The 26,871-nt window shown below is 56.4% G+C and carries 24 protein-coding genes and 1 pseudogene; 7 read left to right on the top strand and 18 right to left on the bottom strand.

All coding sequences use genetic code 11. The annotated features are described in order from the left end of the window. Positions 1 to 563: 563 nt before the first annotated feature. A complete protein-coding gene (locus AC1RKH_RS04095) occupies positions 564 to 1,196 on the bottom strand; it encodes a hypothetical protein (RefSeq protein ID WP_493061220.1) in 633 nt (210 codons plus the stop codon). Between the two features lie 449 nt (positions 1,197 to 1,645). Continuing rightward, entirely contained in the window at positions 1,646 to 2,359 is a 714-nt protein-coding gene (locus tag AC1RKH_RS04100; RefSeq protein WP_493061221.1) for a hypothetical protein, read from the bottom strand. Positions 2,360 to 2,830: 471 nt separating this feature from the next. On the opposite strand from AC1RKH_RS04100, the gene AC1RKH_RS04105 reads away from it, so the two are divergent. Both AC1RKH_RS04105 and AC1RKH_RS04110 read left to right on the top strand, forming a co-directional pair. Next, complete coding sequence (locus AC1RKH_RS04105) at positions 2,831 to 3,079, top strand: DUF4238 domain-containing protein (RefSeq protein WP_493061222.1); 249 nt, start codon at positions 2,831 to 2,833, stop codon at positions 3,077 to 3,079. Positions 3,080 to 3,295: 216 nt separating this feature from the next. Further along, positions 3,296 to 3,685 (top strand): DUF4238 domain-containing protein, encoded by a 390-nt coding sequence (locus tag AC1RKH_RS04110; RefSeq protein WP_493061223.1) that lies wholly within the window; start codon positions 3,296 to 3,298, stop codon positions 3,683 to 3,685. Positions 3,686 to 4,180: 495 nt separating this feature from the next. On the opposite strand, the gene AC1RKH_RS04115 is transcribed toward AC1RKH_RS04110, so the two are convergent. Both AC1RKH_RS04115 and AC1RKH_RS04120 read right to left on the bottom strand, forming a co-directional pair. Continuing rightward, complete coding sequence (locus AC1RKH_RS04115) at positions 4,181 to 4,972, bottom strand: SDR family NAD(P)-dependent oxidoreductase (RefSeq protein ID WP_493061224.1); 792 nt, start codon at positions 4,970 to 4,972, stop codon at positions 4,181 to 4,183. Positions 4,973 to 5,027: 55 nt separating this feature from the next. Beyond that, entirely contained in the window at positions 5,028 to 6,158 is a 1,131-nt protein-coding gene (locus tag AC1RKH_RS04120; RefSeq protein WP_493061225.1) for an alkene reductase, read from the bottom strand. A gap of 128 nt (positions 6,159 to 6,286) precedes the next feature. Between AC1RKH_RS04120 and AC1RKH_RS04125 the strand changes: the two genes are divergently transcribed. Then, entirely contained in the window at positions 6,287 to 7,174 is an 888-nt protein-coding gene (locus AC1RKH_RS04125) for a LysR family transcriptional regulator (protein ID WP_493061226.1), read from the top strand. Positions 7,175 to 7,221: 47 nt separating this feature from the next. On the opposite strand, the gene AC1RKH_RS04130 is transcribed toward AC1RKH_RS04125, so the two are convergent. After that, entirely contained in the window at positions 7,222 to 7,821 is a 600-nt protein-coding gene (locus tag AC1RKH_RS04130) for a TetR/AcrR family transcriptional regulator (RefSeq protein ID WP_493061227.1), read from the bottom strand. A gap of 236 nt (positions 7,822 to 8,057) precedes the next feature. Between AC1RKH_RS04130 and AC1RKH_RS04135 the strand changes: the two genes are divergently transcribed. Next, positions 8,058 to 9,401: an NADH:flavin oxidoreductase/NADH oxidase family protein gene (locus AC1RKH_RS04135; RefSeq protein WP_493061228.1), complete on the top strand. Its 1,344-nt coding sequence runs from the start codon at positions 8,058 to 8,060 to the stop codon at positions 9,399 to 9,401. A 209-nt stretch (positions 9,402 to 9,610) separates the two neighbouring features. On the opposite strand, the gene AC1RKH_RS04140 is transcribed toward AC1RKH_RS04135, so the two are convergent. Further along, positions 9,611 to 10,090 carry a VOC family protein gene (locus AC1RKH_RS04140; protein WP_493061229.1) on the bottom strand — a complete coding sequence of 160 codons (480 nt, stop codon included), beginning with the start codon at positions 10,088 to 10,090 and terminating at the stop codon, positions 9,611 to 9,613. 159 nt (positions 10,091 to 10,249) lie between these two features. On the opposite strand from AC1RKH_RS04140, the gene AC1RKH_RS04145 reads away from it, so the two are divergent. Continuing rightward, the gene (locus tag AC1RKH_RS04145; RefSeq protein ID WP_493061230.1) at positions 10,250 to 10,909 is read left to right on the top strand and encodes a TetR/AcrR family transcriptional regulator; all 660 of its coding nucleotides are present in this window, start codon (positions 10,250 to 10,252) and stop codon (positions 10,907 to 10,909) included. Between the two features lie 52 nt (positions 10,910 to 10,961). On the opposite strand, the gene AC1RKH_RS04150 is transcribed toward AC1RKH_RS04145, so the two are convergent. The 7 genes from AC1RKH_RS04150 to AC1RKH_RS04180 form a co-directional block, all read right to left on the bottom strand. After that, positions 10,962 to 11,855 carry an NAD-dependent epimerase/dehydratase family protein gene (locus tag AC1RKH_RS04150; RefSeq protein ID WP_493061231.1) on the bottom strand — a complete coding sequence of 298 codons (894 nt, stop codon included), beginning with the start codon at positions 11,853 to 11,855 and terminating at the stop codon, positions 10,962 to 10,964. A 33-nt stretch (positions 11,856 to 11,888) separates the two neighbouring features. Then, positions 11,889 to 13,160, bottom strand: coding sequence for an NADH:flavin oxidoreductase/NADH oxidase family protein (locus AC1RKH_RS04155; RefSeq protein ID WP_493061232.1), 1,272 nt, complete (start codon positions 13,158 to 13,160; stop codon positions 11,889 to 11,891). A gap of 142 nt (positions 13,161 to 13,302) precedes the next feature. Further along, on the bottom strand, positions 13,303 to 15,699 hold the full coding sequence (locus AC1RKH_RS04160; protein ID WP_493061233.1) for an efflux RND transporter permease subunit: 2,397 nt from the start codon (positions 15,697 to 15,699) through the stop codon (positions 13,303 to 13,305). A 17-nt stretch (positions 15,700 to 15,716) separates the two neighbouring features. Beyond that, positions 15,717 to 16,871 (bottom strand): WD40/YVTN/BNR-like repeat-containing protein, encoded by a 1,155-nt coding sequence (locus AC1RKH_RS04165; protein ID WP_493061234.1) that lies wholly within the window; start codon positions 16,869 to 16,871, stop codon positions 15,717 to 15,719. Positions 16,872 to 16,966: 95 nt separating this feature from the next. Further along, positions 16,967 to 18,325, bottom strand: a complete 1,359-nt coding sequence (locus AC1RKH_RS04170) for a DUF1329 domain-containing protein (protein WP_493061235.1) — start codon at positions 18,323 to 18,325, stop codon at positions 16,967 to 16,969. Positions 18,326 to 18,342: 17 nt separating this feature from the next. Continuing rightward, positions 18,343 to 20,163 carry a DUF1302 domain-containing protein gene (locus tag AC1RKH_RS04175; protein WP_493061236.1) on the bottom strand — a complete coding sequence of 607 codons (1,821 nt, stop codon included), beginning with the start codon at positions 20,161 to 20,163 and terminating at the stop codon, positions 18,343 to 18,345. A gap of 104 nt (positions 20,164 to 20,267) precedes the next feature. After that, positions 20,268 to 21,059, bottom strand: coding sequence for an SDR family NAD(P)-dependent oxidoreductase (locus AC1RKH_RS04180; protein ID WP_493061237.1), 792 nt, complete (start codon positions 21,057 to 21,059; stop codon positions 20,268 to 20,270). Positions 21,060 to 21,348: 289 nt separating this feature from the next. Here AC1RKH_RS04180 and AC1RKH_RS04185 point away from each other — a divergent pair, with 289 nt between their 5' ends. After that, positions 21,349 to 21,960: a TetR/AcrR family transcriptional regulator gene (locus AC1RKH_RS04185; protein ID WP_493061238.1), complete on the top strand. Its 612-nt coding sequence runs from the start codon at positions 21,349 to 21,351 to the stop codon at positions 21,958 to 21,960. A gap of 157 nt (positions 21,961 to 22,117) precedes the next feature. Here the strand turns inward: AC1RKH_RS04185 and AC1RKH_RS04190 are convergent, their stop codons facing one another. Then, positions 22,118 to 22,849, bottom strand: coding sequence for an SDR family NAD(P)-dependent oxidoreductase (locus AC1RKH_RS04190; protein WP_493061239.1), 732 nt, complete (start codon positions 22,847 to 22,849; stop codon positions 22,118 to 22,120). Positions 22,850 to 23,066: 217 nt separating this feature from the next. Here AC1RKH_RS04190 and AC1RKH_RS04195 point away from each other — a divergent pair, with 217 nt between their 5' ends. Then, complete coding sequence (locus tag AC1RKH_RS04195; protein ID WP_493061383.1) at positions 23,067 to 23,279, top strand: IS3 family transposase; 213 nt, start codon at positions 23,067 to 23,069, stop codon at positions 23,277 to 23,279. An 82-nt stretch (positions 23,280 to 23,361) separates the two neighbouring features. Here AC1RKH_RS04195 and AC1RKH_RS04200 read toward each other — a convergent pair. From AC1RKH_RS04200 to AC1RKH_RS04215, 4 genes and pseudogenes are all read right to left on the bottom strand, one after another. Beyond that, a pseudogene (locus AC1RKH_RS04200) lies at positions 23,362 to 23,493 on the bottom strand (NAD(P)-dependent alcohol dehydrogenase); the annotation flags it as partial. A 47-nt stretch (positions 23,494 to 23,540) separates the two neighbouring features. Then, the gene (locus tag AC1RKH_RS04205; protein ID WP_493061240.1) at positions 23,541 to 24,416 is read right to left on the bottom strand and encodes an SDR family oxidoreductase; all 876 of its coding nucleotides are present in this window, start codon (positions 24,414 to 24,416) and stop codon (positions 23,541 to 23,543) included. A 27-nt stretch (positions 24,417 to 24,443) separates the two neighbouring features. Continuing rightward, positions 24,444 to 25,592 (bottom strand): acetyl-CoA C-acetyltransferase, encoded by a 1,149-nt coding sequence (locus tag AC1RKH_RS04210; RefSeq protein ID WP_493061241.1) that lies wholly within the window; start codon positions 25,590 to 25,592, stop codon positions 24,444 to 24,446. 223 nt (positions 25,593 to 25,815) lie between these two features. Beyond that, positions 25,816 to 26,871 carry an acyl-CoA dehydrogenase family protein gene (locus AC1RKH_RS04215; protein ID WP_493061242.1) on the bottom strand — a complete coding sequence of 352 codons (1,056 nt, stop codon included), beginning with the start codon at positions 26,869 to 26,871 and terminating at the stop codon, positions 25,816 to 25,818.

Genomic DNA, 26,871 nt, shown 5'->3' on the forward strand with positions numbered 1-26,871 from the left:
TACTGCAGAAGAAAGCCACAACCACCTTAACCGGTGGTTTTGTATTTCAAGATAGCTGGGGGGCCCCAAAATACCCTCGCAATGTTCGAAGCTGACATCAGCATTGCGAAGAGATTGATGAACTCGTCGGTTTTGGAGCTTGGTTCGAAGCGTTGCTTAGGGCCCACCTCACGATGATGTTTGCTGCGGCCCATGAGCATGAGCCCTCATAGCACCATGATTGTCGCCCATTGACCGGCTTGAAAAATGAGTGAGGCTGATTGGTTGGCGCTTGGTTTACGCATGTTTCCATTATTTAAAAACTGGTCAGATTGGATCGTTACATAAAACCAACTCTTGTGCGAAAACGTTTATAGCTAAGTTAATGGGTATATCATTAATGTGAGATGCCGCTGACGGGGCCCTTGGGAGTTACGCAGTAACATGGTGCTCCAGTTGGTAGCGGTTGAACTAATAAACACGCTCCTTCCTGCGCCACACAGCTAGTCGCGGCCGCTTGTGAAGGAGGCGTTGTAACTTCTACTCGTGGTCTATCAAGATCGATAACCGAAAATTTGGAGATCTCAGAATAAGCTCCAGCTGGGGTAGGGCTTGGTATTCCAGGTTGTTGCGGGGGCGGCGGGGGGGGGATCTGCGTTTGACAATCCATTGGGTGATGAGGGTTGTGTAATTAATCGATTAAGCACTACACCGCTACGCATATCAATGATTTGAAGCTCCTGTGCGCCGCTTTCATAAGTCCTTGTACGGTAAAGGTTGCCACCTTCTATTTTGTCTTGCTGCTGATATGGAGAGAAAATTTCTGGTTGGTACATGTTGTCTGCATTAGCATTCATGATTAGAAAGTTTCTAGCAGCGTTGCCTGGTAGTGACTCACCTGGAAATGCAAACCACTGAGTTCTTCCACCATATTTGACGAATACATCGCCTTCATCATAGACGTCAAACTGAACTTGGTAGTTTTCTCCGTTTCGCTTTATATTTAAAGGTGGAACTTTACTTAAAGGCTCCTTGCCAAAATACTTTTGGAATAATGCAACGTTGATGCGTTCAGCTTCGTTTCTTGGTACTTTTTTAACCGAATCATAAATACCAATTGCTGAGTTTATTAGAGAGGGTACAACCACTAGAAGCCCTGTTAACCCGACTATAGCTTTGGTGATCTTGCTCCATCCATCGCCATCATGCGTTGTCATAGAGCCTCCGTTGCTCCTGGATTTTTGTTTCTTGAAGACAGCACTATGTGACTATAGCGTTAATTTTGAGGAACATAATGAGTGGTTTGTTCTTTGTAGTTATCTAATTGGGTAACATTAGATCCGATCGCGATAAGCAAGGGCTGACTTGACGGTTGGTCGTCAAAAGCTTGTCAGGCAGCCGCTACCAGCAAGCTGAGGGCTACGCTCCAGCATGGCGCCACACCGGAATGCCAATCCCCTATGTACGCGAGGACGCCCAGCATCCATGCAATATCAAAGGCCTGTAACATGCTTTTTGCTCAGTAACGTTACTCACGTTACGGTTTGAAAGTTACGTTACAGGTCGCAGGGGCAAATCCATAAAGCGAGCGGAGCTCGCAGGCCGACGCCCGCAGGCGTGAGGATGGAAGCCCGTCAGGGCCAAGCCCCATCAAAAAACAGTGGTCTTAGGAAGGAGTGGTATCATCAGTCTTTAGACCTATGATTCCTTTCTCCAGCATCTCTTCGATGGCGGACGAGGGAATCATAAGTTCTTCTTTCTCGGCCTCATTCGCGAGGCCCAAGAACCAATCGTACTTTGAACTATGTTGAGGCCACAGGGATTTCATCTGTTCTACTCGGTTGCGCGCGGACGCAGACCAAAAATTGTTGAACGGGTTTACTACGTTTTGGCCGTCATGATGGAGCAGGGGCATATCAAACAGTCCATGTTCGAAGCGCGCGAACCAAATGGAAAGCGGTATGTCGATTTCAGGCGAGAGGGCTACGCAGGGGTGTTTGATGGTTGACTCAAGGCGCACAGCCCGTACCAGCGCGTCACTGACCACGAATAGGTTGCCATTGCTCCTGTCTTCCCAATATTTGCCATAGGCTATCCCGCCCCGGATGAGCCAATCATTGTGAAGGGTCGCGAACCAGAGGCTTTGGACTGCATAAAGCAGCGGTGCAAGCTCATCGCAAACCAGCAAAATTGAGTCGGAGTACACGGAGACGTCGACTTTCTCCGGAAATGGCCAATCGGTGAGACGTGCCTGATACGTCTTGTAGAGCAAGATGGTTGCGTCAAACTCGGTCTCTACTGCTTGAGAAAAGCCAAGCACATCGCAGAAAGCTACGTATTTCAGCGGGACAGCATGCGTCTCGTCGATTTCGGATGTCATTCCGCACTCACTGAACGATCAATATTGAAGTGGCCTGAGAGCAGCCAATGTAGAGAAGAAGCTCTAGGATAAGCGTTGATTAGGGCTCGAGCCAGATCATTTTTCACCGAAGTGACAGCCCGTGAGGGCCAAGCGAGCAGAAGCACTGCTCAATGCGGATGATGAGCTTGTGATACCCGTTAGAAATCAGGGTCGTCCTCATTCCATGCGGGTTAGTGGGGGGTGCTAAGCACTGAGTCTCATCAAATCGCAATTCTCACAAGTGTGGTTTAGGCAGCTCATGAACATTTCTAACATGGCATCTGATTTAACATAATATACATTATGCGTGTCTTCGTATTCTTACGTGGGGGGCTCGGGTGGTCAGAATTGAAGCCAGACACTGCCTCCTGCCGGCGTTTTTCGCGGGCGCGAAAATCAGGGACATGAGTTACCTTCAATAAATCGAATGGCAACGAACATGAGTCCGATATGAACGAACCGATCTACCACCACTATGTTTCAGCTGGATATTTGAGAGGTTTTGCGAAATCAGGCAAGCATGATGTCGTCCATTGCGTTGACCTTGACGCCAAAAAAGGATTTCCGCAAAACGTGAAAAAGGTCGCTGGAGAGGATCACTTTAACCGGTTCACGGCCACTCAGATCCCAACATTCTTGAGACGACCTATGCAAACGAGCTTGAGGGACCTTCGCTTGCTGCGCTCAAACGAGTTGTAGAGTGCCGTAATTTTTCAAATGCCATGGATCGTGAGGCTGTCCTGCTGCTTTTTTCACTTTTCGCGACTAGAAATCCACGCGATAGACAATCACTTGCGGAGAGCCTCCAGCCCCTTAACCAGATACTTATTATCTCGGCACTGGGACAGGAAGGCTTGAAATCACCGGAAGCTGCTGCGGCATTAGAGATGAACACCTCTAAACATGCATCACCGGATGCTGAATATTATTGGGGATATTCATCAATGCCTACTCGATCGAAAATGGATTTTTCTGCAAGCTGGCGATGATTCACCTGGATTCATTACCTCAGATTACCCCGTAAACCTCATACCTCACCCATCTCGAATTGCCGATGGCTGGGGGCTGGGGTTTGCGTTAAAAGATGTGAGCGTCTTTATTCCCCTGCATCAAAATCTTGCTGTAATCGGTGATTATGAAGCCACAGAAAGGATGGTTTCATTAGACAGAGAAGCTGTTGCAGCTTTTAACAGCAGAACTATCCGCAACGCCACTAGACAGATTTACGCTCACAGCGATGAATTTGAATTCATAGGCCCAGACAACCAAATCTTGACTGGCACGAGCCTGCCAAAAGTTCTTTGAATATGCCCTATCCCACTTGATATATTCTTTTTGATTATAGCTAAACTAAACATCTATTTAGTTGAGCTATAAAACGACTGCAATTTCGAAGCTATTAATTTTTCGTGCCGCGTCGAGGCTGGCGTCCTCAAGGGATAGAATCATTCTAGCCTTAAGACTTATGAGATTAGGCAATAGCCGAGGCACGTCTTAAACTGCTGGCAATCAATTGCCACTCTTCCTGATACAAGTCAGGTGCACACTCATCAACTAATTCCGCAAAGAGTGTTAGGAGTACCGAAAGGGTTGGCTGAAAATTATCATCCTCTCCAGTTGCTATGTCGCCTGGGTCTTTTCTATACACCAGACTATAAAGGTTTGATGTTTACTACTACGGCTCTCCCCTCCTCCAATCCGCCAAAACTGCATAAGGCGTCTGGAATATCGAAAGCTAATTAATTCGAATCAGGTAAAGGCGATGGAGTCGCAATTGTGAACGGCCTGTAAAGAAACAACTCAATGAAGCCCCATGCCACGCGATGCAGCGGCTGCGGCGCGAACAGCGAGAGCGCGCGGAATGATGCGGGGCAACCATGAGGTGAGGCGCACGCTGGACCGCCCCGGATACACCACCGGCTGCTGGCGATCAAAGGCTTCTAGAGTCCTTTTGACGACGACCTCCGCGGTGTCCATTTTAATGGAGGGTTGGTCAGCCGAGGTTGCAGCGAAGAATTTGGTTGCGGTGGGGCCGGGACAGGTTGCCATCACCTGTACATTGCTCTGAGACAGCTCATGACCCAGCGCTTCGGTGAAATGCAGCACGAATGCCTTGCTCGCCGCATATGTCGCCATGTACGGAATGGGCTGGAAGGACGCATTGGAAGCCACGTTGATGATGCCACCCTTTTTCCGAACAGCCATCGCCGTACCGAGCCTGTGCGAGAGACTCACCAAGGCCTGGATATTCACCTGGATCAGGTCCTCCTCCCTCGCCAGCGGATTCGATAGAAAGTCGCCGGTGAGTCCAAACCCGGCATTGTTGACGAGCAGGTCCACCGCGATATGCTGCCGTTCAAGCTCTTCGCTGATGCGCGTCGCGGCATCGCGCTCGGCCAGGTCGGCTGTCAATACGATGGCCTGGACGCCGTACTGTTCAGTGAGTCGCTTCGCCAGGGTATTCAACGCGTCGAACGAACGTGCTACGAGAACGAGGTTGGTGCCTCGTGCGGCGAGCGCTTCGGCGAACGCTTCACCAAGGCCCATGGATGCTCCAGTAACCAGAGCAAATGCATTGCGATAAGTAAACATGATGTGAACCTCGATAATAGAAATGTGTTGAACGGACGGGTCAAACTACCGTGCATTACGCGAGAACAGCGTTCGTCGCTGTAGCCATCGGCCACGCCGGATAGTCCGAGTAACCCTGCTCGTCACCGCCGAACAGCGTGTCACCGGCAAACTCGGCCAGGGGAAGACTTTCCGCCAAACGCCTTGGCAGATCAGGGTTGGCGACGAAGGGACGTCCAAACGCGACCAGGTCGGCATAACCCTTGCCAATCACCCAGTTGGCGCGGTCCAGATCGTACTTGCCGGCAACGATGATGGGCCGTTGGAAGCGCGCCCGAATGTCGGCTCTGAACGTCTCCGTGAACTGCGGCGCGTCGTCCCAATCGGCTTCGACCAGATGCAGGTAGGCAATGCCGAGTGTTTGCAGGAACGAAGTGGCGTCAAGAATCGTCGGCAGAATGTCGGGGCAGGCCATACCGCGTGCGGTCAGAAACGGTGCTAGCCGTATAGCGGTGCGCTCGGCACCCACTTCGTCTGCGACAGCACCGACCACTTCCTTGAGGAATCGCAAGCGATTTTCGCGCGAGCCGCCGTATTCGTCGGTACGGGTGTTAGCGGTAGTGCGCAGGAACTGATCCACAAGGTAGCCGTTCGCACCGTGGATTTCGACACCGTCGAAACCCGCCTCCATAGCGTTGCGTGCTCCGATCCGGAAGTCGTTAACGATACTGTGAATCTCCGCCCTACCGAGTGCACGCGGTGTCGGGCAATCCACCATCTCGCCTAGACCGGTCGCAGGATTCACTTTCCAGATTTGTGCTTCGAATGAAACTGCCGAAGGCGCGACCGGCAGCTCCCCGTTGTGGAAGTCGGGATGAGACATCCGACCGACATGCCACAGTTGAAGAAAGATGCGTCCACCCGCGGTATGCACGGCATCGGTGATGAGTCGCCATCCTGCTATCTGCTCTTCGCTATGAATGCCTGGGGTAAAAGAGTATCCCTTACCTTGCGGTGAGATCTGCGTCGCCTCCGAGACGATCAGAGCGGCCGAAGCACGTTGCGCATAGTAACGGGCGTTCATCGCGTTGGGCACGTCACCCGGTTGTGTGCTGCGAGCGCGGGTCATCGGTGCCATCACCACGCGGTGAGGAACGTTTTGTTCGGCAACAACGGTCGATGTGAACAGGGGCGAAGAGGCGGTCATGACAAGACTCCAGAAACTGGGCGTAGTCGAACAGAGGTTTCCTGATCGGGTACGGACAGTGTTATCTCTTGCTCTGAGTATTAGAATATGGCTATCAGTAGATAGATTATTGAACAAGGGTTGATAATATGCTGGACGATCTCAACGAGCTTCGTACCTTCCAGCGGATCCTGATTTGCGGAAGCCTGTCAGCGGCCGCGCGTGATTTAGGCGTGGGCCTCGCCGTGGTCAGCAAGCGCCTCATGGCCCTGGAGCGGCGAGCCGGACAACGACTGATCAATCGGACCACTCGCACACTGTCCGCTACCGACGAGGGCTTGGCCCTGATTGCTCATGTCGATCGCATACTCGAGGAACTGGACGCTGCAGAGTCACGAATGGCCGTAGGCGGTGAAGAGCCGTTCGGCCTGCTGCGGGTCAGCTCGCCCGTTTCGTTTGGGCGCATTCACCTGGTACCGTTGGTGGCTGAACTGGTCGAGCGCTTTCCGAAGCTTGGAATCGAACTCAGACTTGAAGATCGGCTTGTCGATCTGACGCATGAGCGGATAGATGTTGCAGTGCGCATTGGCCAACCGCGAGACAGCAGCGCCATCCTGCGCAAGCTTGCTGACAATCATCGAATCCTCGTTGCCGCACCCGCGTATCTTGAACGTCATGGGGAGCCCGAATGCGTACGCGACCTTGAGCGTCATTGGTGTCTGCGCTACGACGATCTCTCCCTGCCATGGCGCCTAGAAGGTCCGCGAAACGAAGTCATCGATTTTCAGCCGCGCTCCCGGCTTCAGGCCAATAGTGGCGATGCCGTGCGGGATTGGGCGATCGGTGGCCACGGAGTGATGCTCAAGTCCAGGGTCGACGTTGCGGCCGATCTTGCCGTCGGCCGCCTGATACATATCCTGTCCGACTGGCACAGTGCGTCCGCACCTATCTATGCATTGCTTCCTTCCAGACGCCACATCCCGACAAAGACCAGGACGTTTCTCGTAGCCATCAGCGCCCGACTCGCAGACCTTTAATAGCTGCGCCCCCAGTTGCCACGGGTAGTTGACTCGACGCCTTGGCCTTATCGCTGTGTAAGGATACCCAGGAATGCAGTGATCACTCGTCCGGGCGCATTCGGCGCGTCTGGATTTCCGGCAGGCTGCTGGAGGGTCAAGCCATGGGCCAGCGCCGTCATTGTTGCCGCCAGGGTGAGTGCGTCGATTGGTAAAGCAACTGACAATGCGTCGAAATAGGCCTGCAATATGCGGGCTAGTGCTTGGGTTTGCTGCTCCTGATACACAGAGTATTGCGCTGCGAACTCTGGACTCCTGCACGCATGAAGTTGCAGCTCAGTCGCCAGGAGCGGGCAGTCGCTGTCAGCAAATGCAGTATTGAGCCAATCGCTCACCGCGCCGTGCATTTCGTCTGGTTTGAGACTGAGTATTTTCTCAAGTTCGGCCATGTCGCGCTCCATGTTCAGGCGCAATAGCTCCAAAAGAATCGCTTCCTTGTTCGAAAAGTTGGAATAGATCGCGCCCTTGGAATAGCCCGCCTCGGCGGCTATCAAATCAACCGAAGCGCCCCCATATCCCAGCCGGGAAAATACGTCTTGAGCGGCCACAAGCAACCGCTCGCGGGTAATCGCCTGTTGATGGGCACGAGATAAACGGGTAGGTCTCAAAGGTACCTCTTGCGATTGGGGGACAACTTAGAAGCTGGATTGATCCTATGGGAGCCCGGATTAAGTGTCTAGCTCTCCACTGCCAAACTAAAACGGTAGGCGCCGCACATTAAATACTGCTTGTACTTGGAATACCAGCTAGTATTTAATGCATTTCCAGCTTAGCGAGAAACCTCGCCAGCACCTGAACGGGTAGCCACTGACATTGGCCCCCAACACTGCGGAGTTTATGTCCCATGCCTATTGAACCCGTCCGGACTGCCGCCGATGCGACACCCGATGCTGCAACCGTTTTGAATACTCCGCTGAGGCTGCCCTGTGGCGTCACGCTTCCAAACCGCCTAGCCAAAGGTGCCATGTCAGAGTTGCTGGCCGATTCGAGCAACCAGGCGACGGTAAAGCACCAAACCTTGTACCGCACCTTCGCCCAGGAAGGTCCCGGGATGCTGCTGACCGGTAATGTCCAGATCGATCGCCTCCATCTGGAGCACGGTGGAAACGTGGTCATTCAAGGCCGGCAGTCACCGGCACAAATGAGCGCACTAAAGGCTTGGTCTAATGCCGCCAAGGTCGCCGGCGGCCAAATATGGATGCAACTCTCGCATTCCGGCCGCCAGACCCAGAAGTCCATCAATCCCACACCAAAGGCTCCCTCGAGCGTTCAAGTCACCCTCCCCGGCAACAAATTCGGAACGCCGGTCGCCCTGACACATACCGAGATACTCGACCTGATCGACCGGTTTGCCTTTGCTGCGAGTATCGCGCGCGAGACCGGTTTTGATGGCGTCCAGTTGCACGCCGCACACGGGTACCTGATCTCACAGTTCCTGTCGCCGCGTACGAATCAGCGGAACGATGCGTGGGGCGGTGATCTGCCTGGACGAGCGCGCTTCCTTTTGGATGCAGTCGCCGCCATTCGCGAAAAGGTCGGGCCTGACTACCCCATTTCAGTGAAGCTGAACTCTGCTGACTTCCAGCGAGGTGGCTTTAGTTTCGAAGACAGCCAAACCGTCGCAGGCTGGCTGGATGAAGCAGGCGTCGACCTGATCGAAATTTCGGGCGGCACCTACGAGCAGCCGAAAATGGCCAATATCGAAGGGCTAGAGCCGGTTTTCGATCCCACCCTCAGCAAATCGACACGCGAACGCGAAGCTTTTTTTGCCCGCTTCGCTCCCGAAATTCGCCGCCATATCAAACGTGCGAAATTGATGGTAACTGGCGGTTTCCGCACCGCTGAGGGCATGGCCGACGCGATCACCCACGACGGCGTCGATCTGATCGGCATTGGCCGTCCGCTCTGCGTGTATCCCGGCGCGCCCGCGGCACTGCTACGCGGCGAGTTGTCAGGCTTTGAATCCCTGGAGCACCGCCTGCGCCTGGGGCCTGGTCTGCTCGGCCCCCAATCCTCTATCACAATGATCAAGGCGATCAACGGTTTTGGATCAGTGACCTGGTACAACGAACAACTGCTTCGTATGGCTGATGGTTTGGCGCCCGATCCTAAGATGAACTTCTTTATGGCGGTCGTGCGTGGCCTTTCACGTGAAAGCCGTGTGGCGCGAGAGTTGGTTCGGGTGTAATCCCCCCTCCCCCCCCAAAAAACCTGCCACGCCGCTTCGCAGAAGATTTTCCGCTGGCGGCGTTCTCGTGACAGAAAATCAGGTGATGCCGGCCTTATCGGATTCCGTCTTGCGATCTGAACAAACGGAATGATTCATATAGCATTTTCGTCCCCCATTGAGTCTTCCTCGAAGAGGACACAGGGAGCAGGCGCGCCTGTCCACGCCTTTTAGTCATGTCGGCCACCGCTTGCGGAATTGGCCCAGGCAGACCTTGCCTCTTGCGCCTCGGAAGCTGGGAAGTTCAGCTCAATGATCACGCCAGACGGATCCTCAACGAAAACCTGATGCAGTCCGAGAGCAGGAACCGTGCGATCGCGCCAGGCAATCCCTTCAGCCTTGAGGAGATTCCAAAACTCGACCAATCCTGTAACCAGAAAAGCGATATGGTCAACCGTGCCGGTGCCTGTCAGCAGCATGTCCTTGTCGCCCAAATATTGTTTCAGGCCCTCTGGATTGGAGGGGTCAATGCCAATAATGTGAACTGTTCCAAAATCGGCTTCATCTCCCCCCATGTACAGCCAGGCCCCGGGAAAATCGAATGGGGGCCGGTAACCGCGCACGAAGCCGAGCACCCTTTCGTAGAAATGGCAGGACTTTTCGAGATCCAACGAGCGAATCGAATAATGAGCGAGTTTCTTTACGTGCATGGTGCCTCCAGGTTGCTTCATATGTGATGCCCTCAGGCTTGCAGCGTCCCAACCGCCCCATCGCGCAAAGCTGAAGTACGTGAAGTTTGAGTCTGCGACAATGATCGCTGTAGTATCATGTTCATTTGCACGCCATGGCAGTTGACCGTAGGAGAAAAAATGAGACAGTGGAGCGCAGACAACCCCAAAGCCTCGTTGATGGAGCGTAAACGCGCCCTCATCGTAGCCGCTGCACAACAGGCGTTTCTGGACAAGGGCTATGCCGAGTCGTCCATGGGCCGCATCGCCGACACTGCTGGAGTTTCGATCAAAACCGTCTATCGCCACTTCGAGAACAAAGACGATTTGTTCAGTGCAGTCATGCATGCCGCGTGCAATACAAATGGCATGAGCGGGACTGGCGAGGAAGCACCGCAGCAGCTTGAACGCCCTTGGTTCTCCAAAGAGCCCAAAAAAGCCCTTCCCTTGGCAGGCATCGACTACCTCACCGACGTTCTCGGTGCCCAACAACTAGCGCTCTATCGGGTGGTCACGCGCGATGCTCACCGGTTTCCAGAATTAGGCCAACGATACCGAGCGGAAGTGACCGACCGTCGCACTGCACTTTTCGCGGACTACCTCCGGCACTGGGCACTATTGGAGCAATGGAAAATCAAGGATATTGAAGAAGCGTCACGGACATTTCTGGCATTACTGCGCGTCGACCTGCTGGACAATGCCCTCTTCGGTACCCATCAACCGAACGATGAGGAAATAAGCAGTAGAGCCCACAGCGCAGCGGACAACATGCTGCACTTGCTGCAAGCTGCCCGCTTCTGAGCTCCTCGCTGATAGCGCTACAGAGGCGTGTAACGCCATCAAACGCTGCGATTCAGACGCCTTTGAGGAAGTCTTCAGCCAGCGACGGTCGGCTTGGCGACCAGCCCAACCGACGTGCGTTGACTGCACTCACGCGACTGTTGGACGCTGCTCCATAACGCGCAGCCTCACCGAGATTGCGCGTGACATCGTCCACATCCAGGCTCTGGGTTTTGCCGCCCAACCCCAGTGACTCACTGATCAATTGGGCGATTTCAAGAAACGAAGCATGACCGTTCTCGGCAAAATAAAACGAGCCCCCGGGAGCCTTCTCCAGGACCAGCAGGTACAGGTCAACCAGATCGTCGATGTGGACGTTCGAATAGCGGTTCAGCCCCTTACCCACATGAATACCCGCGCCCACCTGTGCCGAAATGGCGGTCATTTGCGGAATCTGTTCACTCTCTTGCTTGAGCCCCGCACCTACGCCATAAATCATCGACGGACAGATCACGATAGCGCGCACACCTTTGTCGATAGCGGCCTGACGCACGTGTCGATTCATCTCGACACGCTGGCGACGAAACGGGACCGGTGTAAAGTAGTCATCGTCGCTGTAAACTTTCTCACTGGCATATTCGCCACACGCATCGTCAGCCACGATGGCGGAGCCACTGGTGTGGATCAGCAGCTTACCGCTGCGTTCAAGTGCTGCGACCAGGGTATGAATCGACGGCTCGTGATCGGCACTGGCAGCATGTATCACTGCGTCAGCTTCCTGGGCAGCCTTGGTTAATACCGCCGCGTCATCCAGCGTGCCAATGATCGGTTCGATACCACGCTGACGCAGCAACTGTGCAGTCGCCTCGGTGCGCGTCAGACCCGTTATGGTGTGACCCACTTGAAGCAATCGATGAGCAACGGCTCCGCCTATGTAACCAGACGCCCCTGTAATAAAAATCTTCATAAAGAACTCCTCGATGAGAAAACGAAATGGGGATCAGGACTCAACAACTGCACGATGCTCAAGCAGCTTGCGCATAGCGCGCTCTTCGATAGCGATGAATTCGACGACCGCAGCCTCACCCGCCAACGTCAGATCCGGCTCGACATCGTCGGCCAAACGCTCGATCTGTACGTTGAACCACGGCAGCAAGTGGAATGGGTTAATAGCCGCTTCGGGCGTCAGAGCGGTGGCCCATTCGCCAGCCAACAGCCGTGCCGGAGTTATCGGGTCTGAGATCAATGGACGGCCCAGGCCAACCATGTCGACATCACCGCGCTCGAAAGCCAAAAGCATGCCTTCAACGCTACGGAAATTCCCCGTCACCATCACCGGCATATCAGCCACCTCGCGTACCGCACCGGCAAACTCGACAAAATAAGCTTCGCGTTGAATCGTGCTCGCGCGCGGCGCATCTTCGCCCTCATCCTTGACTACCAGCCCTACTACTTTCGGCTGCTCCAGCGAACCACCCGATAGCTCCAGCAGGTCCAGACTGGTTTTGTTGAGCAACCCAACCAGTGCAACGCACTCGGCATTGGTGAAACCACCCTTCTGGAAGTCAGACGAGTTCAGCTTGATGCCAATCGGGAAGTCGTCGCCAACCTCTGCGCGCACTGCAGCGATGACCTCAAGCAATAGACGCGCACGATTCTCCAGCGGTCCACCCCAACGATCTGTGCGCTGGTTGGACAGCGGGCTGAGGAACTGGGACAGCAGGTAGCCATGAGCAGCATGCAGTTGCACGCCTGTGAAACCCGCAGCGCGTGCCTGAGTTGCAGCGAAAGCGAATTGATCGATAACGGTGGCGATCTCATCCTCGGTCATTGCGCGTGCCAACCCAAACTCCAGACCCAGCCCCGGTGGAACCTCAATGGCTACCGGCGAAGGCGCCAGGGGTTGCGGATTGATCACCTGAAGTACCTGACGCCCGGTATGGCTCAACTGCAACCAGAAATCGGAGCCACCAGCGGTTCCGGCAGCGGCCATCGCCCGTAAAGCGGTCAAGTCAGTTTTGGCATCAAGCACGATGTTTCCCGGGCGTTCCAGGTGCTGACGGTCCACCTGCACGTTCCCGGACAGCAGCAAACCAGCGCCGGACGAAGCCCAACGCCGGTAAAGATTCACGTGGCGCTGAGTAGCATCATTTTTGTGGTCGGCCAGGCCTTCGCTCATTGCTGCTTTGCACAGTCGGTTTGCTAAAACTACGCCGCAAGGCAAAGACAACGGACTAGAGATTTGATCAGTCATAAATACCTTCGGCTGCATGACAGGGGCTGTTTGAGCTGCTCAGTTGAGCTGCACGCGGAACGCCAGGATAGAAAGTAGAACGATCGCTGTCGTACACGCGACAATGATAATTGTTGTTTTGCCGATGTCAAGCGAAACATCGGCTACGAGGCGCGCCGTTTCATGCCTTCTCCAGCACCACCTGCACCTCTTCTTGCGCACCTTCCTTATGCCGAGCAGGCAAGAGCAGACAAGCGAGCGCCGGCATCATCAACAGGGCGCCAACCATGTTCCAAAGGAACATGAACAGCAGCAGCAGCCCCATGTCGCCCTGAAACTTGATGGATGAAAACATCCAGGTCGAGACCCCCAATGCCAGCGTAATTCCGGTGAGGGTGACGGCGGCGCCGGTGGTTTTCAGGGTTTCGTAGTACGCCTGTTTGAAGTTCAAGCCGCGAGTCATGAAATGTTCAATTCGGTTGTAAATATAGATGCCGTAATCGACCCCGATACCGACTCCGAGCGCGATGACGGGCAATGTCGCGACTTTCACCCCCATGCCCAATTGAGCCATGAGCGCCTCACAAATCACCGAGGTGATATACAGCGGAATCATGATGCTGATCGCCACTCGCCAGGATTTAAACTCCCACCACACCAACAGCGCGACGATGCTGTAAACCAGCAGCAGAATCCTCGGCTCGGATTGCTTGATCACTATGTTGGTGGCGGCCTCGATACCGGCGTTACCGGCTGCCAGCAAAAAGGTGGCGTGCTCATCGTTGTTCGCCTTCGCGAACGTCTCCGCCGCATCGACCACCTTGGCCAGGGTTTCGGCCTTGTGATCGGTCAGATACACCATGACCGGCGCCATTGAGCAGTCGCTGTTGTAAAGCTCGTTGGGAATGGTCTTAAACGCCGCATTGGCGATGTAGCGATTGCGAGTAATGGCATACCAGCGCAAGTCGCCACCGTTCGAACCCGCAGAAAACTTCTTCAGTTCATCCACCAGGGAGTGGGTCGACTCCACTCCTGGCACCCCCTCCATCGTCCACTTCAAACGTTCGATTGCGCTGCTGACCGGGTACGAACCGCACTCCCCTACCTGGGTCTTGACCATCACCACGAACACGTCCGGGCTGCTGGCGTAATGGTGGGCGAGAAAGTCATTGTCCTGGTTGTAACGACTGTCCGGGCGCAGTTCTGGTGCACCGCGATCCAGATCACCGATCTTCAGATCCTGCTTCAAATACCAGGCGCCGCCCAACAGCATTGCCGAGATCAACAAGCCGATCAGCGCCGGCTTCGATTCGGCGGCATGCGATAACCAACGTGCCAGGCGATGCTCGCTGTTAGCCTTGCGGGTCTGATTGCGCACGGCAGCGGGTGCTACCCCGCACCAGGACATCAGCACCGGTAGCAAGAACATTTTGGTGAAAATGATCACCGCCACACCCACGCTCGCGCTGATAGCCAACTCGCGGATCATGTCGATATCGATCATCATCATGGTCGAGAAACCGACCGCGTCGCACAGCAGTGCAATCGACCCTGGTATGAAAAGCATACGAAAGGTTCGTCGTGCCGCTTGCATGGGGCTGTAACCCGCAGCGCAGTCGGCACTCATGGTGTTGATATTCTGCACTGCATGACTGACGCCGATTGCGAACGTCAGGAACGGCACCAGGATCGAATACGGGTTAAGCCCAAAGCCCAGCAAGTTGACGATACCCAACTGCCACAGCACCGCGAGAGAGCAACAGAACAATGTGACGGCGGTACTTCGCCAGCAACGCGAATACGCCAGAAGCAGCAGCGCTGTCAGGACGAAAGTAATCGCAAAGAACTCGAAAATATCGTGCGCGCCTTCAATCAGGTCACCGGCAATTTTGGCGAAGCCGGTGATATGAATGGCGTATCGATCGCTGTTGTACTTGTCGCGTACCAGTGTTTCCAAACGCTGGGACAACTGACCGTAATCAAGCTTTTCGCCGGTGAGCGGGTCGCGCTCAAGCAAAGGCACAAGCACCACCGAGGACTTCTGATCCGCGGCCACCAGACTCCCGATGCGCCCGGAACGCTGAACGTTGAGTTGCACTTGGGCCAAGGTTTTGGCTGAGCCGTCGAAGCCATCTGGAATGATGCGGCCGACAGCAAAACCGTCTTCGGTGACCTCTTGCCACAAGACGTTGGGGGTCCAAAGTGATTTCAAGTTGCCACGATCAACGCCCGGAATGAAGAACACCTCGTCCGTGACGTTCTTCAGTGTTTCGAGATAGTCCTTGTCGTAGATGTTGCCCTGCCGTGCTTCAAGTGCAATACGCACCACATTGCCCAGCGGACGCAATTCGCTTTCATACTGCTGGTAGTTGACGATATAGGGGTGATGGCCGGGCACCATTTTCTGCAGGCTGACATCAAGCCCAAGCTTGCCGGCCTGATGGGCGAGAAACACCGATATCACCAAGAACAGCAGGACCACCGTGACGCGATGGTTAAACAGTAGCGGCTCTATGCGGGTCTCCAAAAAACCCGGCTTAACCGGAGCGGCGGTTAGATTGTCTTGTTTCGCGCTCATGGGGTCGATCTCCAGATTCATTTGGCGTTTAGCTCGATCAGATGCGCGCCCGCAATACCAGCGGCCAGCACCGCCCCATCGGGTAGTTCAAGCAGCGAGGCAACACGCAAGCCGGGACGGGCCTCGGTCATCTGAAAATGCTGACCACCATCGACGCTGCGCAACAAGCTAGCGTCCTGACCTAACAGAACGATCTCGCCGTTATCACGCACAATGCCGGCCACCAGAGTAGGTGCCTTGGCGTTCGCTCCTACCTGCACCCAAGAGACACCCTGATCAATCGAACGGAAAATATGCCCGCCGAAGCCGTAGGCCAGCAGAACGTCTTGATTGTCCTGACGCAATTGCAACACGCCATAGAGAGCACCGTTGTAGCCGACATCGAGCGTCTTCCAACTGCCGTCGACAGCGCTGATGTACACCTTGCCCGCTTCTCCCGCGATGACTTGCTGCCCTGACTTGTCGCCGGTGATCGAGTTGTAGTGCAGCGCATCAGGGTTGTTGAGCCGCTGCGACAGGGATACCCAATGGATTCCACCGTCGGCGGTGGCGAAAATCTGACCGTTCGATCCCACCACATAGCCTGCGGTATCGCTGGCGAACCAGACACCGAGCAACGGGCGGGAAGGCCCGAACTGTGCACCCGCGTTGACATCATCGAGCCCGAACTGCGCCTGTTCGATCTCGCTCTGCAAAGTTGAATCACCAGGCGCCTCCTGCAGCGCCGCCTTAGCGCGCACCAGCCGTGCTTCGGCATCGGCCCGTACCAATGCGTTAAGCCGATTTCCATCGGCCTGTTTGACCCAGGTCTTGCCACCATCGGCGCTGTGAATGATCACTCCATCGTGACCCACCGCCCAGCCGCTGGAGGGGTTGACGAAGTACAGCGCCGTCAGTGTGACCGAAACCGGCACTGCGCTCTGATGCCAGCCGTGCGCACCATCGTCCGAATACAGGATGATGCCGCGCTCTCCCGCCAACACCACGCGGGTACCTGCAAGAGCAGTGGCCATCATGGTTACTGTGGCGGCACTGGCTGATTGCATGGCTGGCAGGTCCAGAAGATCGGGCGCCGCTACGGCCAGCGGCGGCATCAATACTGCCGCGCACGCCAGAATCAGAACAACGCCCACCCTGCTACAGCGCCGTATATTGCGATAGGTCTTCACCATTCTTCACCACGAAAAAAGCTTCACCACGAGAAAAAACTGACGATAGCCGTAGGCAAAGCCTTCTCTGGAAGGGATGCCTACGGTGATTTACACGATCAGTTGCTGGATCGTCGCAAGTTGTCCACCGAGTAATAGGCAGCATTTCGCTTGACGTTGTACTCAGCAGGTTTTTCTTCGTTCGACAGGAACATCACGAAAGCGCGACGCGATTGCAGGTCGTAATCGACTTGGCCAGCCGTCGTGGCGGCGAGGACGTCATAAAGGTTAACCGAGTGGTTTTCCTGAACTCGCCAAAGATTGTTGCGGGTGTCATACAAGTCGCCATGCACGATTTCCCAAGTGTCCTCGTCGACGTACAGCATGCGCCGGCCATAGATGCTGCGAACCCCCGGTTTGACTTGCGCTTCCACTACCCATACCCGGTGTTTCTCATAGCGAGGCAGATCCTGATTCAAGTGATTCTGCTGCACGATGTCGCGGTACTTGAGGGACTTCGACGTGAGGTCGTAGTTGTTGTACGACACGATCATTTCTTTCTTGCCAACCAGCTTCCAGTCGTAGCGATCCTGGCCGCCGCCGAACATGTCGTAACTGTCGATGGTGCCCAGTCCGTCGCTGTTGAATTGCGGTGTGTCATACGCCACGTCTGGCGCGCGCAATACGCGACGCTGGCCCGGGTTGTAGGTCCAGGTTTTGCGCGCTCCAGCCGTACGGTCCGAGACGTCGACCAGCAGAACTGCCTCGCCGGCAACGTTGGATGGGCTCAACGTGCGCTGCATGTAATAGGTGATCTGGTTAGTGGGACTGTCAGGGATTGCCTTGCCCGTCGTCCGTGATTCGGCCCATTTGATCGGCGTGAAATTGCCGTTGCTCTGTACCGGGAAAATGACGAACTCACGCTCCGTACTCAAGCCGTAGTAACGGTATTCGTGGTTGTAGATCACCTCTTCACCGCTTTTCGGCGTAGGGAAAGGTACGCTCGACACGAAGATATTGGTCGCACCCATACCGCCTGCAACCGTCTTGGCCTTCGCGGCCTCGGTCTTGATATCGATGTATTCCTGTGGCGGTAACGCGGCCGTCCGGTGGGTGGGGTAAACCTTCATTTTGTAGTCTGGGTAACGCTTGAGCATTTCGATCTGCCCCGGCGCCAGCAGGCTCTGGTATTGCGCCAGATTGGCGGCGGTGACCGTGTACAGCGGCTTCTCCGCCGCGTAGGGGTTGGCATACCCTTTGGTTTTATCGAATCCCGCCACAGGCTGGGTCAAACCGCCTTCCCAAGGCGGAATCGAACCATCCGCATTACCTGCTTTTTCCGCCCCGACAGGCGTGAGATCCTTGCCCAGTCGGGCAAGGTCTTGCTCTGAAGTTTCGGCATGCGCGCCGAGGGTCACCCCAACCAGCGCGCCCGCGGCCAAAATACCCAGCACGCCTTTTATTCTTTTGTTGTCCATGCTTTTGCCTGCTTTGGTTAAAAGTTGATGCCAGCGACCAGAGAGAAGAAATCACGATCATGGAATTCGTCGTATTTCGCGTTGTGGTTGAAACGCGAATAGCTGAAGTCGACGTAATACTTGCCGCTGTAGTCGAGACGCACGCCCGGCGCTACCACTAGTCGCCCCTCACTGAACAAACCATCAGCGGAGTAGCCACTTATGTCGTCAGACACGAAGACTCGCGGCTTGACGTTTACCCCGGCGAATACGTCCGGGTAGCTGACCTCCAGTTGGGCACGTACACCCCATACGTTGGATGTGGCGAAGCCTTTGTTTTGGCAATAACTCGGATCGGGGTTAAGCGCCGTGCACGACACGCCTGCGACCGGACCCGAACCGAACACAAACGCGCGTCCGTAACGGGTCGAGTTGTCTGGATTGCCGATTCCATCCCAGTGCTGATAAACCGCTTCCGCCGCCAGAGTGGCAGCCTCGGCACCGAGGATCCGTGGCAACACCTGGATGGTCGACAACTGAGCCTGCGTTTTGGATTTGCGGTCATAACCGCTCACGAAGGAACCATCCGGTGTGGATACCAAATTGGCCTGTGGGCCGATACCAGCGACAAGGCCGTTAATCAGGTCGACTCCGTTGATCTGCACGGGCAGGCCTGACGTATGGCTAACTTCACCAAACACAGACCAACCACCGATAACGGTAGAAGCACTCAGGCCAACGACATGGATACCGTCAGCGCTGTAGTCGAGGGTCTCCTGCGCAGCGCGCACGCCTTGCGGCGGGTCGGCAGACCAGATCGATCCAGGTATCGTGGTGGGCACCAGCGTCGCGCTTACGTTAGGGACGCGGGTGTGATAACGCGCATAGTAGAGCCCGAAATCAGTGTCCAGTGCCTCGACCCGGTGACGCAGTGCGATGCCGTACTGACCGCTGTTTGGGGGTTCTCGATCAGGCGTCAACGCCATCCGGAAGTTGGCTCCGCCCAACGCAGGAATTCCGGCGAAGGTCTGGCGGTCGGTAAACGGTCCCGCGCCCACCACTGTTCCGCTGTTCGAGCAGTTGGCGACACTGGACGGAGACCAGTAGGTGCCACAGCCGTCCAGCACGGTTTTTTCCCAACGCAACTGGTAGAACGCTTCCACACTTGTGCCGTCAGCTATGCCAAAGCTGGCGAACAACTGTGGCAACGGGAGGAGGATTTCTTTGACCTGAGCGCCAGGCCGGTGGGCAGCGGTAATGTCGAATGCACCGAATTCGTTGATACCAGGTACAAACAAACTTTCCCCCCAGTTCACGACCTGGTTGCCCAACCGGACGGTCAGAGGATGATCGCCGCTCAACTGGAATGTGTCGTAAACGTAGGCGTCGAGCAATGCGACGCCGGAGAATTTGGACAAGTGATCGAAATCGGAGTCGTTCAGCCTCGCGCCGTGCTCATAGCCGTTGGCAACACTGCCATGGGGCACGCCACTGTTGCTGAGCGTGAAGTCATCCCAGGCCTTGCCGCGTACAAACACGCCAAGATCGTCCTTACTGATATCGATGTCGCCAAGGATATTCACGACTGTTGAGTAGCGTTGCCCCTTACCGTAGTTCAGATCGCCGTTATCGTTACCGCTGCTGGCTTTACCACCATTTCCCACGGAAATCAGACCAGGGTCGGCGCTGCTTGCTCGCCAACTGGTGCCCAGCGAAGTGCCAAGCGACCAACGAACATCGGCCCCCTCATCAGTGGTAAACGAACCAGCCTCGGCGTTGCTCGCGGCCAGACCTGCAAGACACAACGCGACGCCTAGCCTGCCGGCGCGCACGACGCCGGAATGGTCCTTGTTTTTCATAGTTTCACTCGTATTTTTGTTTTTGGAGGTTGCGAGGAAATTTGTGGATCAGTGCCAGCCTCCGCAGCTGGCAACTGATTTTTTCCAGGACACTGGGTCGACGCTTACTTCGGTACCTCGGGCTTGCGGACGGGGCCGGCGGTCACACCACCATCGATCACCAGTTCGGCGCCATTGACGTACGAGGACTCGTCCGATGCCAGATAGACCACCGCGTTGGCGACGTCACTGGGCAAACCCACACGTCCTGAAGGGATCAGTGCACTGAACATCTCTTCAACACCCAGCCCCGCACCGAAGCCGTAATGACTCTGCGTCATCGGCGTATGGATCACACCCGGCAGCAAGGAGTTGCAGCGAATTGCTAGCCCCTGACTGGCAGCTTCAATCGCGGCGCATTTGGTCAATGCCCTGACGGCACTCTTGGAAGCGCAATAGGCCGTCTGGTTGGTTGCACCTATCAGCCCTCCAATTGAGGACATGTTGATGATCGAACCGCCGTGCTCTGCCATGGCGACAAAGGCCGCCTTGATCCCCAGGAACACGCCGTCGATATTGATCGAGGTAACTTGCCGGAATTGTTCGAGGCTCATGTCGGTGATCGACTGTACCGCCAGCACTCCGGCGTTGTTGACCAATACATCAAGCTTGCCGAACCGTTGCTGAACCTGGGCCATCACCGCATCCCAACTTGCGGCATCGCTGACATCATGACGAAAGGCTTCTGCGGTCAAGCCCCGATCGCGCAAACCTGCTGCCACCTGCTCAGCGGTGGTCAGATCGATATCGGTCAAGGCCACGTGGGCGTAATGACGCGCCAATGTCGCAGCGATTTCCGCACCAATGCCACGAGCTGCGCCCGTAATCAGTACTACTTTGCCATCCAGTTTTTTCATTGCATCGCCCTGAATTATGCCGAGTGCACCAGATCGTCATGAGGTTTTGACAATTCTGAATTCTTATTGGTATTTGGATGCCGCAGAGAATTTCTACACTATCAACCGAGCATCAGCTAGAGTTTTTTTATTTTTTTGCAACGTGTCTCTGGCACTAGGCATTTGCAACGATTCAGTCATAGCTGTGGGGGGGATGATCCAGGGTGGACTCAACGCGGAGGCTGGATAGGCGACTTCGCAGGCTTCCTGCTATATTCACGTGTCGATAACTGGAGAGCCCAATTCGCCCATGCGCCCCGCCCGCCTAACACGCCCTCAACAGCAAGCCCAGACACGCGAATATCTTCTGACTGCAGCAGAGAACGTCTTTTCTCGGCTCGGTTACGGTGGAGCCTCATTAGAGCTGATCGCCGCCGAGGCAGGTTTTTCAAAGGGCGCGATCTACTCCAACTTTCCGAACAAGGAAACGCTGCTCTTGACGCTGCTGGAGCGGTACATGGAGCGCGACATGGTTGGATTGACACAGCTTGCGGCTCAAGATCCTGACAGCATGTTCGAAGGGGTGACCGAGTGGTTGATGACCATGAATTCCGACAGCGAGTGCCCGCTGTTGGCGGTCGAGTTACAACTTCATGCGAGCCGCAATCCCGAGTTCGCAGCGGCATACGACGCGTTGCATAAGCGTCAGACTGAAGGGCTGGCTAATCTCCTCGACCTGTATTTCAACGCCACTGGCACGAAAAGCCCTCTACCTTCGACCGATCTTGCCGTAGCACTGACAGCCATGGTGCATGGCATCAGCCTCCAGCGACGCAACGCCAACGATACAGCCCCCGTTGAAGCGGGTCGTATCATCAACCAGTTATTGACTAGCCTGGTCGTCCGACAGCGAGAGGCGTAGCCGTCTCCGCGTTTGAGCTTTTTCGTCGAAGCGTCTCTAGTAACTTTGGCCAAGCAATTACCCTGGTCCAGGTAAGGAGTAGAGGCGCCCTCCCACCAGCCCTTACTCCCGTGCGAAAACCGGCAGCAGGTATGTTCACTGGTGGTCGGGCAAACCGTTAGAGTCGCAATCCACCGTCGACCAGAATCTCGGCGCCATTGACATAACTGGCCGCATCGGATGCCAGGAACGCGACGACCTCGGCGACTTCCTTCGGATCAGCGATCCGGTTGAGCGGGATCATGGCTTGATACTTTGCATTTGCTTCCGGTGGGTTGCCGGCGATCATCGGCGTCTGGATCATGCCTGGAAAGACCGCGTTGACACGAATACCGACGCGCCCCAACTCGGCGGCGGCGCAACCGCTCATCCCACGTACCGCCCACTTGGACGCTGCATAGGCGAACTGCCCCGGAATATTGCGAATAGCCGAAAGCGAGGAGATGTTAATGATCGAGCCACTGCCGGTGCTTTGCATCGCCTCGGTCACTGCCTGCATGCCCAGCATCACGCCCAGCACGTTGACTTGGAAATACCGCTCCAGCTCGCTCGGCGTGGTCCCCTGCATATAATTCGGACTGTAGATTCCCGCGTTGTTGACGAGGATGTCGATCCGGCCGAACCGTTTCAGTGTCTCCTCGACCACTACTGCCCAACCTTCGGTGCTCGAAACGTCATGTTTGATGAAGAACGCCGCCTCTCCGATCTCTGCCGCGACTTGTTCGCCCTTATCTTGAATATCAGTCAACACAACTTTGGCGCCTTCGGCGGCGAAGAGCCGGGCCTCGGACTCTCCCTGCCCACTTGCCGCACCAGTAATGATTGCAACCTTGCCGCTTAAACGTCCCATGCCATTTCCTCTTTTTATTGTGTTGTATGAATCGCAGCGCCTCGACGTTCTGGAGCTGGTTGTGTGGCGCAGGATCGATTAGATACCATTTGGTTTCTGAAAATCAATTAGTATTTTAAGAGCGCAAAGGGAAGAAAAAATACCGGCCGTGACTCCGCGGATGGTGCTCAGCACGGAGACGCCCAAAGAAGTGAATTGCCCCCTGCTTCCAAGACGCATGACTGGCAGCTATGGGTTTTGGACTTCGGCCAATCAGGACAAGCAGAAATCGGCCAGAAGCGGACGGCTAGCCGAGATATCGGTGTCGATCAGCTCATCGAGCAAGTGGGCCTGGGGGGAGTACAAACACTACTACGACAATTCGCGTATCAGGCTGGAGCTAAGCGGCTTGAGCCCTGTTGAGTACAGGACTCAGGCCGGTAGAGGATAGAAAATCGTCCGGTTTTTCGGGGGGTGGTCAAAAAAGGTGGAAACCATCACCCTAAACGTTGGGATCAGGATGATGTGTTGGCCGGTGCACGTACCGCGCTATCCTCGTGGATGATCATGTATTCAGCCAGGCCGCCCGGCAGCGGTGAGCCGAAACAGTAATCAGGCTCATGCGGCCCCGGCGCGCCATCCAGCCAGCGAGAATACAGATGCGAACAAGCCGGCGCTGACGGTGAAGATTGCGGCGCGGGTTTCCCCAATCTTAGCTGCCATAAACCTTCGCTGCCGGCACCGCTTGCGCCAACAGTTGCTGCACCGCTTCGCCGACTTCGCCCACGGCCCAGCGCCCTTGCCTGTCCAGTTGCGGGCCGCGGCGCCAGCCGTCGGCAATCGACAACTTGCCGCCCTCCACTTCAAACATCTGGCCGTTGACCGCGCCAGACGCCTCGGAACCCAGCCAGACCACCAGCGGCGCGACGTTCTCCGGGGCGAAGTAGTCGAAACCTTCTTCTGGTTTTTTCATGGTGTCAGCGAACACTTGTTCGGTCATGCCGGTACGCGCTGCCGGGGCCAGGGCGTTGACGGTAATCCCGTAACGGCCCAGTTCGGCGGCCTGAACCAGGGTCAGTGCGGCGATTCCACCCTTGGCTGCGGCATAGTTGGACTGGCCGATGGAACCCTGCAAACCGGCGCCGGAGCTGGTGTTGATGATCCGCGCATTGACCTGCGCACCGGCCTTGGCTTGCTCGCGCCAGTAACGCGCGGCGTGGCTGGCAATGCAGAAATGTCCCTTGAGGTGCACCGCTACCACCGCGTCCCAGTCGGCTTCGCTGAGACTGGTGAACATACGGTCGCGGCAGATGCCGGCGTTGTTCACCACCACGTTCAAACCGCCAAAGGTTTCGATCGCCTGACGCACAATCAGCGCGGCGTCGTCGTAGCGGGTTATGTCGTCGCTGTTGGCCACGGCGCTACCGCCCTGCCCCAGAATTTCGCCAACAACGGCCAGTGCCGCGTCACGGTTGATGTCGTTGACCACCACCTTGGCGCCTTCGGCGGCAAAGGCCAGCGCGTAGGCACGGCCCAGTCCGCCGCCCGCTCCGGTGATGATCACTACACGGTTTTGACACATATTCATGCTCTTGTTTCCTTGAAAAAACGTCGCTTACAAGCGCTCGATAATCGTCACGTTGGCCTGGCCACCGCCTTCGCACATGGTCTGCAAACCGAAGCGCCCGCCACTGCGCTCCAGCTCATGCAGCAAACTGCACATCAAGCGTGTCCCGGTGGCGCCCAGCGGATGACCGAGGGCAATTGCACCGCCGTTGACGTTGGTCTGGGCGTGGGGGTAGCCGGTTTCCTTGAGCCAGGCCATGGCCACCGAGGCGAAGGCCTCGTTGATCTCGACCCGGTCGATGTCTTCCAGCCGCATGCCGGCGCGTTTCAGCGCGTAAGCGGTGGCCGGGATCGGCGCGGTGAGCATCCAGATCGGGTCTTCGGCGCGCACGCTCAGGTGATGGATGCGCGCACGCGGTGTCAGGCCATAGCGTTTGAGCGCAGTCTCGGAGACGATCAGCATCGCGCTGGCGGCGTCGCAGGTCTGGCTGGACACCGCGGCGGTGACCCGGTCGCAGCCGAACAGAAACTCCAGCTCGGCCATTTTCTCCAGGCTGGTCTGGCGCGGTGTTTCGTCATGTACGACGCCGGCCAACGGCACGATCTCGCGGGCAAAGCGGCCCTGTTCGATAGCGCGCAAGGCCCGCTGATGGGACTCCAGCGAATACCCTTCCAGATCGGCCCGGGACAAGCCCCACTTCTCGGCGATCATCTGCGCCGAACGAAACTGCGTCGGAGGTTGCGCACCGTAGCGCTTGACCCAACCTTTGGAGCCGCTGAACGGATCGCTGAAACCCAGCGGTTCGGCGGCGATCATCGCCGAGGAAATCGGGATCTGGGTCATGGTCTGCACACCACCGGCAACCACCACGTCCTGGGTGCCGCTCATCACCGCTTGCGCAGCAAAGTGCACTGCTTGCTGCGACGAGCCGCACTGGCGGTCGATGGTGGTGCCCGGCACCGCGTGCGACAGGCCGGCGGCCAGCCAACTGGTGCGGGCGATGTCCCCGGCCAGCGGGCCGATGGTGTCGACACAGCCGAAGATCACGTCGTCGTAATCCTCATCGGGAATGCCGTTGCGTTCGACCAGCACGCGCAACACATGGGCGCCCAGATCGGCCGCGTGAATCTGGCTCAGACCACCTTTGCGGCGCCCGGTGGGCGTACGCAGGGCGTCGACAATATAGGCTTCAGGCATGCTTTACCTCGATTCAAGAAAGAAAATCAGTTGACTGATACGCCGCTTTCGCGAGCAAGCCCGCTCCCGCACTTGCTTTGCGTCGTGCACAAGTACTGCGTCCGCCACAGATCCCTGTGGGAGCGGGCTTGCCCGCGAAGACGCCAGCACAGTCAGCATCTTTATTGGCTGAGCCACCGCTTTCGCGAGCAGGCTCGCTCCCACAGGTTTCGCGTTGGCCTGATCAGAACGTGTTGCCGGCGCCCAGGGCCTTTTCGCCGTCGAACAACGCCGCGCGCACGCGGGCCTTGTGCAGGCCGCGATCGCCCCAGACCTTGTCCAGCGCCCAGGCGCGTTTCATGAACAGTTGCAAGTCGACTTCCCAGGTGTACCCCATGGCACCGTGGGCCTGGATCGCGTTTTTTGCCGCAAGCAGAGCGGCTTCGGCCGTCGCCAGTTTGGCGTGGGACACCTGCACGTCCTGCCCCGGCAGCTCATGAGCCACCGCATAAGCAGCGCGATACAACGGACCTTTGGCGAACTCGATCTGCACCGCCACATTGGCCATCAGGTGTTTGACCGCCTGGAACGAGCCGACCGGTTTGCCGAACTGTTTGCGTTCGAAGGTGTAATCCACCGCCAGATCGACCATGCGTTTAGCCAGCCCCAGCAGTTGCGCGGCGCTGCCCAGGGCACCGCGATTGAACGCCGCCGCCCACAGGCGTCGGCCTTCTTCAGCGCTGGCCACGCAGGTGGCGGCGGTTGGCGTCCACTGAACCTGAAACAGCTGGCGACTCGGGTCGACCGAGACATTACGTGTCAGGCTCACATCCTCGGGTTTGAGCGCGTGGACCTCATCGCCGTGAGCCAGCAGCAGCAAGTCGGCGACATGGGCGTCGCTGACCAGCGGGTTACCCGGTTCGGCTACCGCCAGTCGTGCGCTGCCCTCGGCGACGCTGGCCAGCCAATACTGCTTGAACGCGACGTGGCGCTCATCGAGGCCAGCGAGCAGCGGCACGCCGATCAACATCGTGTCCACCAGTGGCTCGGGCAAACCGGCGTAGCCACATTCCTGAGCCAGCAAGACGAAGTCCAATGCGTGCATGCCCATGCCGCCGAACTCTTCAGGGACAGTCAGCGCACTCAGGCCCAGTTCCACCAGTTGCCCCCAGAGCGCATCGCTGCGGCCGGTGTCGCGGTGCCACAACTCGCGAATACGCTCGGGGGTGACTTCGTTGATCAGGAAGCTGCGAACGCTGTCCTGAAACAGCAGTTGATCGCGACTGAAACTAAAATCCAT

This window comes from Pseudomonas sp. GW822-FHT06B12 (assembly GCF_058799675.1).

Coding starts and splice junctions, on each gene's coding strand:
- AC1RKH_RS04095 (WP_493061220.1), bottom strand. CDS start 1,196: ATGACAACGCATGATGGCGATGGATGGAGCAAGATCACCAAAGCTATA.
- AC1RKH_RS04100 (WP_493061221.1), bottom strand. CDS start 2,359: ATGACATCCGAAATCGACGAGACGCATGCTGTCCCGCTGAAATACGTA.
- AC1RKH_RS04105 (WP_493061222.1), top strand. CDS start 2,831: ATGAACGAACCGATCTACCACCACTATGTTTCAGCTGGATATTTGAGA.
- AC1RKH_RS04110 (WP_493061223.1), top strand. CDS start 3,296: ATGCTGAATATTATTGGGGATATTCATCAATGCCTACTCGATCGAAAA.
- AC1RKH_RS04115 (WP_493061224.1), bottom strand. CDS start 4,972: ATGTTTACTTATCGCAATGCATTTGCTCTGGTTACTGGAGCATCCATG.
- AC1RKH_RS04120 (WP_493061225.1), bottom strand. CDS start 6,158: ATGACCGCCTCTTCGCCCCTGTTCACATCGACCGTTGTTGCCGAACAA.
- AC1RKH_RS04125 (WP_493061226.1), top strand. CDS start 6,287: ATGCTGGACGATCTCAACGAGCTTCGTACCTTCCAGCGGATCCTGATT.
- AC1RKH_RS04135 (WP_493061228.1), top strand. CDS start 8,058: ATGCCTATTGAACCCGTCCGGACTGCCGCCGATGCGACACCCGATGCT.
- AC1RKH_RS04140 (WP_493061229.1), bottom strand. CDS start 10,090: ATGCACGTAAAGAAACTCGCTCATTATTCGATTCGCTCGTTGGATCTC.
- AC1RKH_RS04145 (WP_493061230.1), top strand. CDS start 10,250: ATGAGACAGTGGAGCGCAGACAACCCCAAAGCCTCGTTGATGGAGCGT.
- AC1RKH_RS04150 (WP_493061231.1), bottom strand. CDS start 11,855: ATGAAGATTTTTATTACAGGGGCGTCTGGTTACATAGGCGGAGCCGTT.
- AC1RKH_RS04155 (WP_493061232.1), bottom strand. CDS start 13,160: ATGCAGCCGAAGGTATTTATGACTGATCAAATCTCTAGTCCGTTGTCT.
- AC1RKH_RS04160 (WP_493061233.1), bottom strand. CDS start 15,699: ATGAGCGCGAAACAAGACAATCTAACCGCCGCTCCGGTTAAGCCGGGT.
- AC1RKH_RS04165 (WP_493061234.1), bottom strand. CDS start 16,871: ATGGTGAAGACCTATCGCAATATACGGCGCTGTAGCAGGGTGGGCGTT.
- AC1RKH_RS04170 (WP_493061235.1), bottom strand. CDS start 18,325: ATGGACAACAAAAGAATAAAAGGCGTGCTGGGTATTTTGGCCGCGGGC.
- AC1RKH_RS04175 (WP_493061236.1), bottom strand. CDS start 20,163: ATGAAAAACAAGGACCATTCCGGCGTCGTGCGCGCCGGCAGGCTAGGC.
- AC1RKH_RS04180 (WP_493061237.1), bottom strand. CDS start 21,059: ATGAAAAAACTGGATGGCAAAGTAGTACTGATTACGGGCGCAGCTCGT.
- AC1RKH_RS04185 (WP_493061238.1), top strand. CDS start 21,349: ATGCGCCCCGCCCGCCTAACACGCCCTCAACAGCAAGCCCAGACACGC.
- AC1RKH_RS04190 (WP_493061239.1), bottom strand. CDS start 22,849: ATGGGACGTTTAAGCGGCAAGGTTGCAATCATTACTGGTGCGGCAAGT.
- AC1RKH_RS04195 (WP_493061383.1), top strand. CDS start 23,067: ATGACTGGCAGCTATGGGTTTTGGACTTCGGCCAATCAGGACAAGCAG.
- AC1RKH_RS04205 (WP_493061240.1), bottom strand. CDS start 24,416: ATGAATATGTGTCAAAACCGTGTAGTGATCATCACCGGAGCGGGCGGC.
- AC1RKH_RS04210 (WP_493061241.1), bottom strand. CDS start 25,592: ATGCCTGAAGCCTATATTGTCGACGCCCTGCGTACGCCCACCGGGCGC.
- AC1RKH_RS04215 (WP_493061242.1), bottom strand. CDS start 26,871: ATGGATTTTAGTTTCAGTCGCGATCAACTGCTGTTTCAGGACAGCGTT.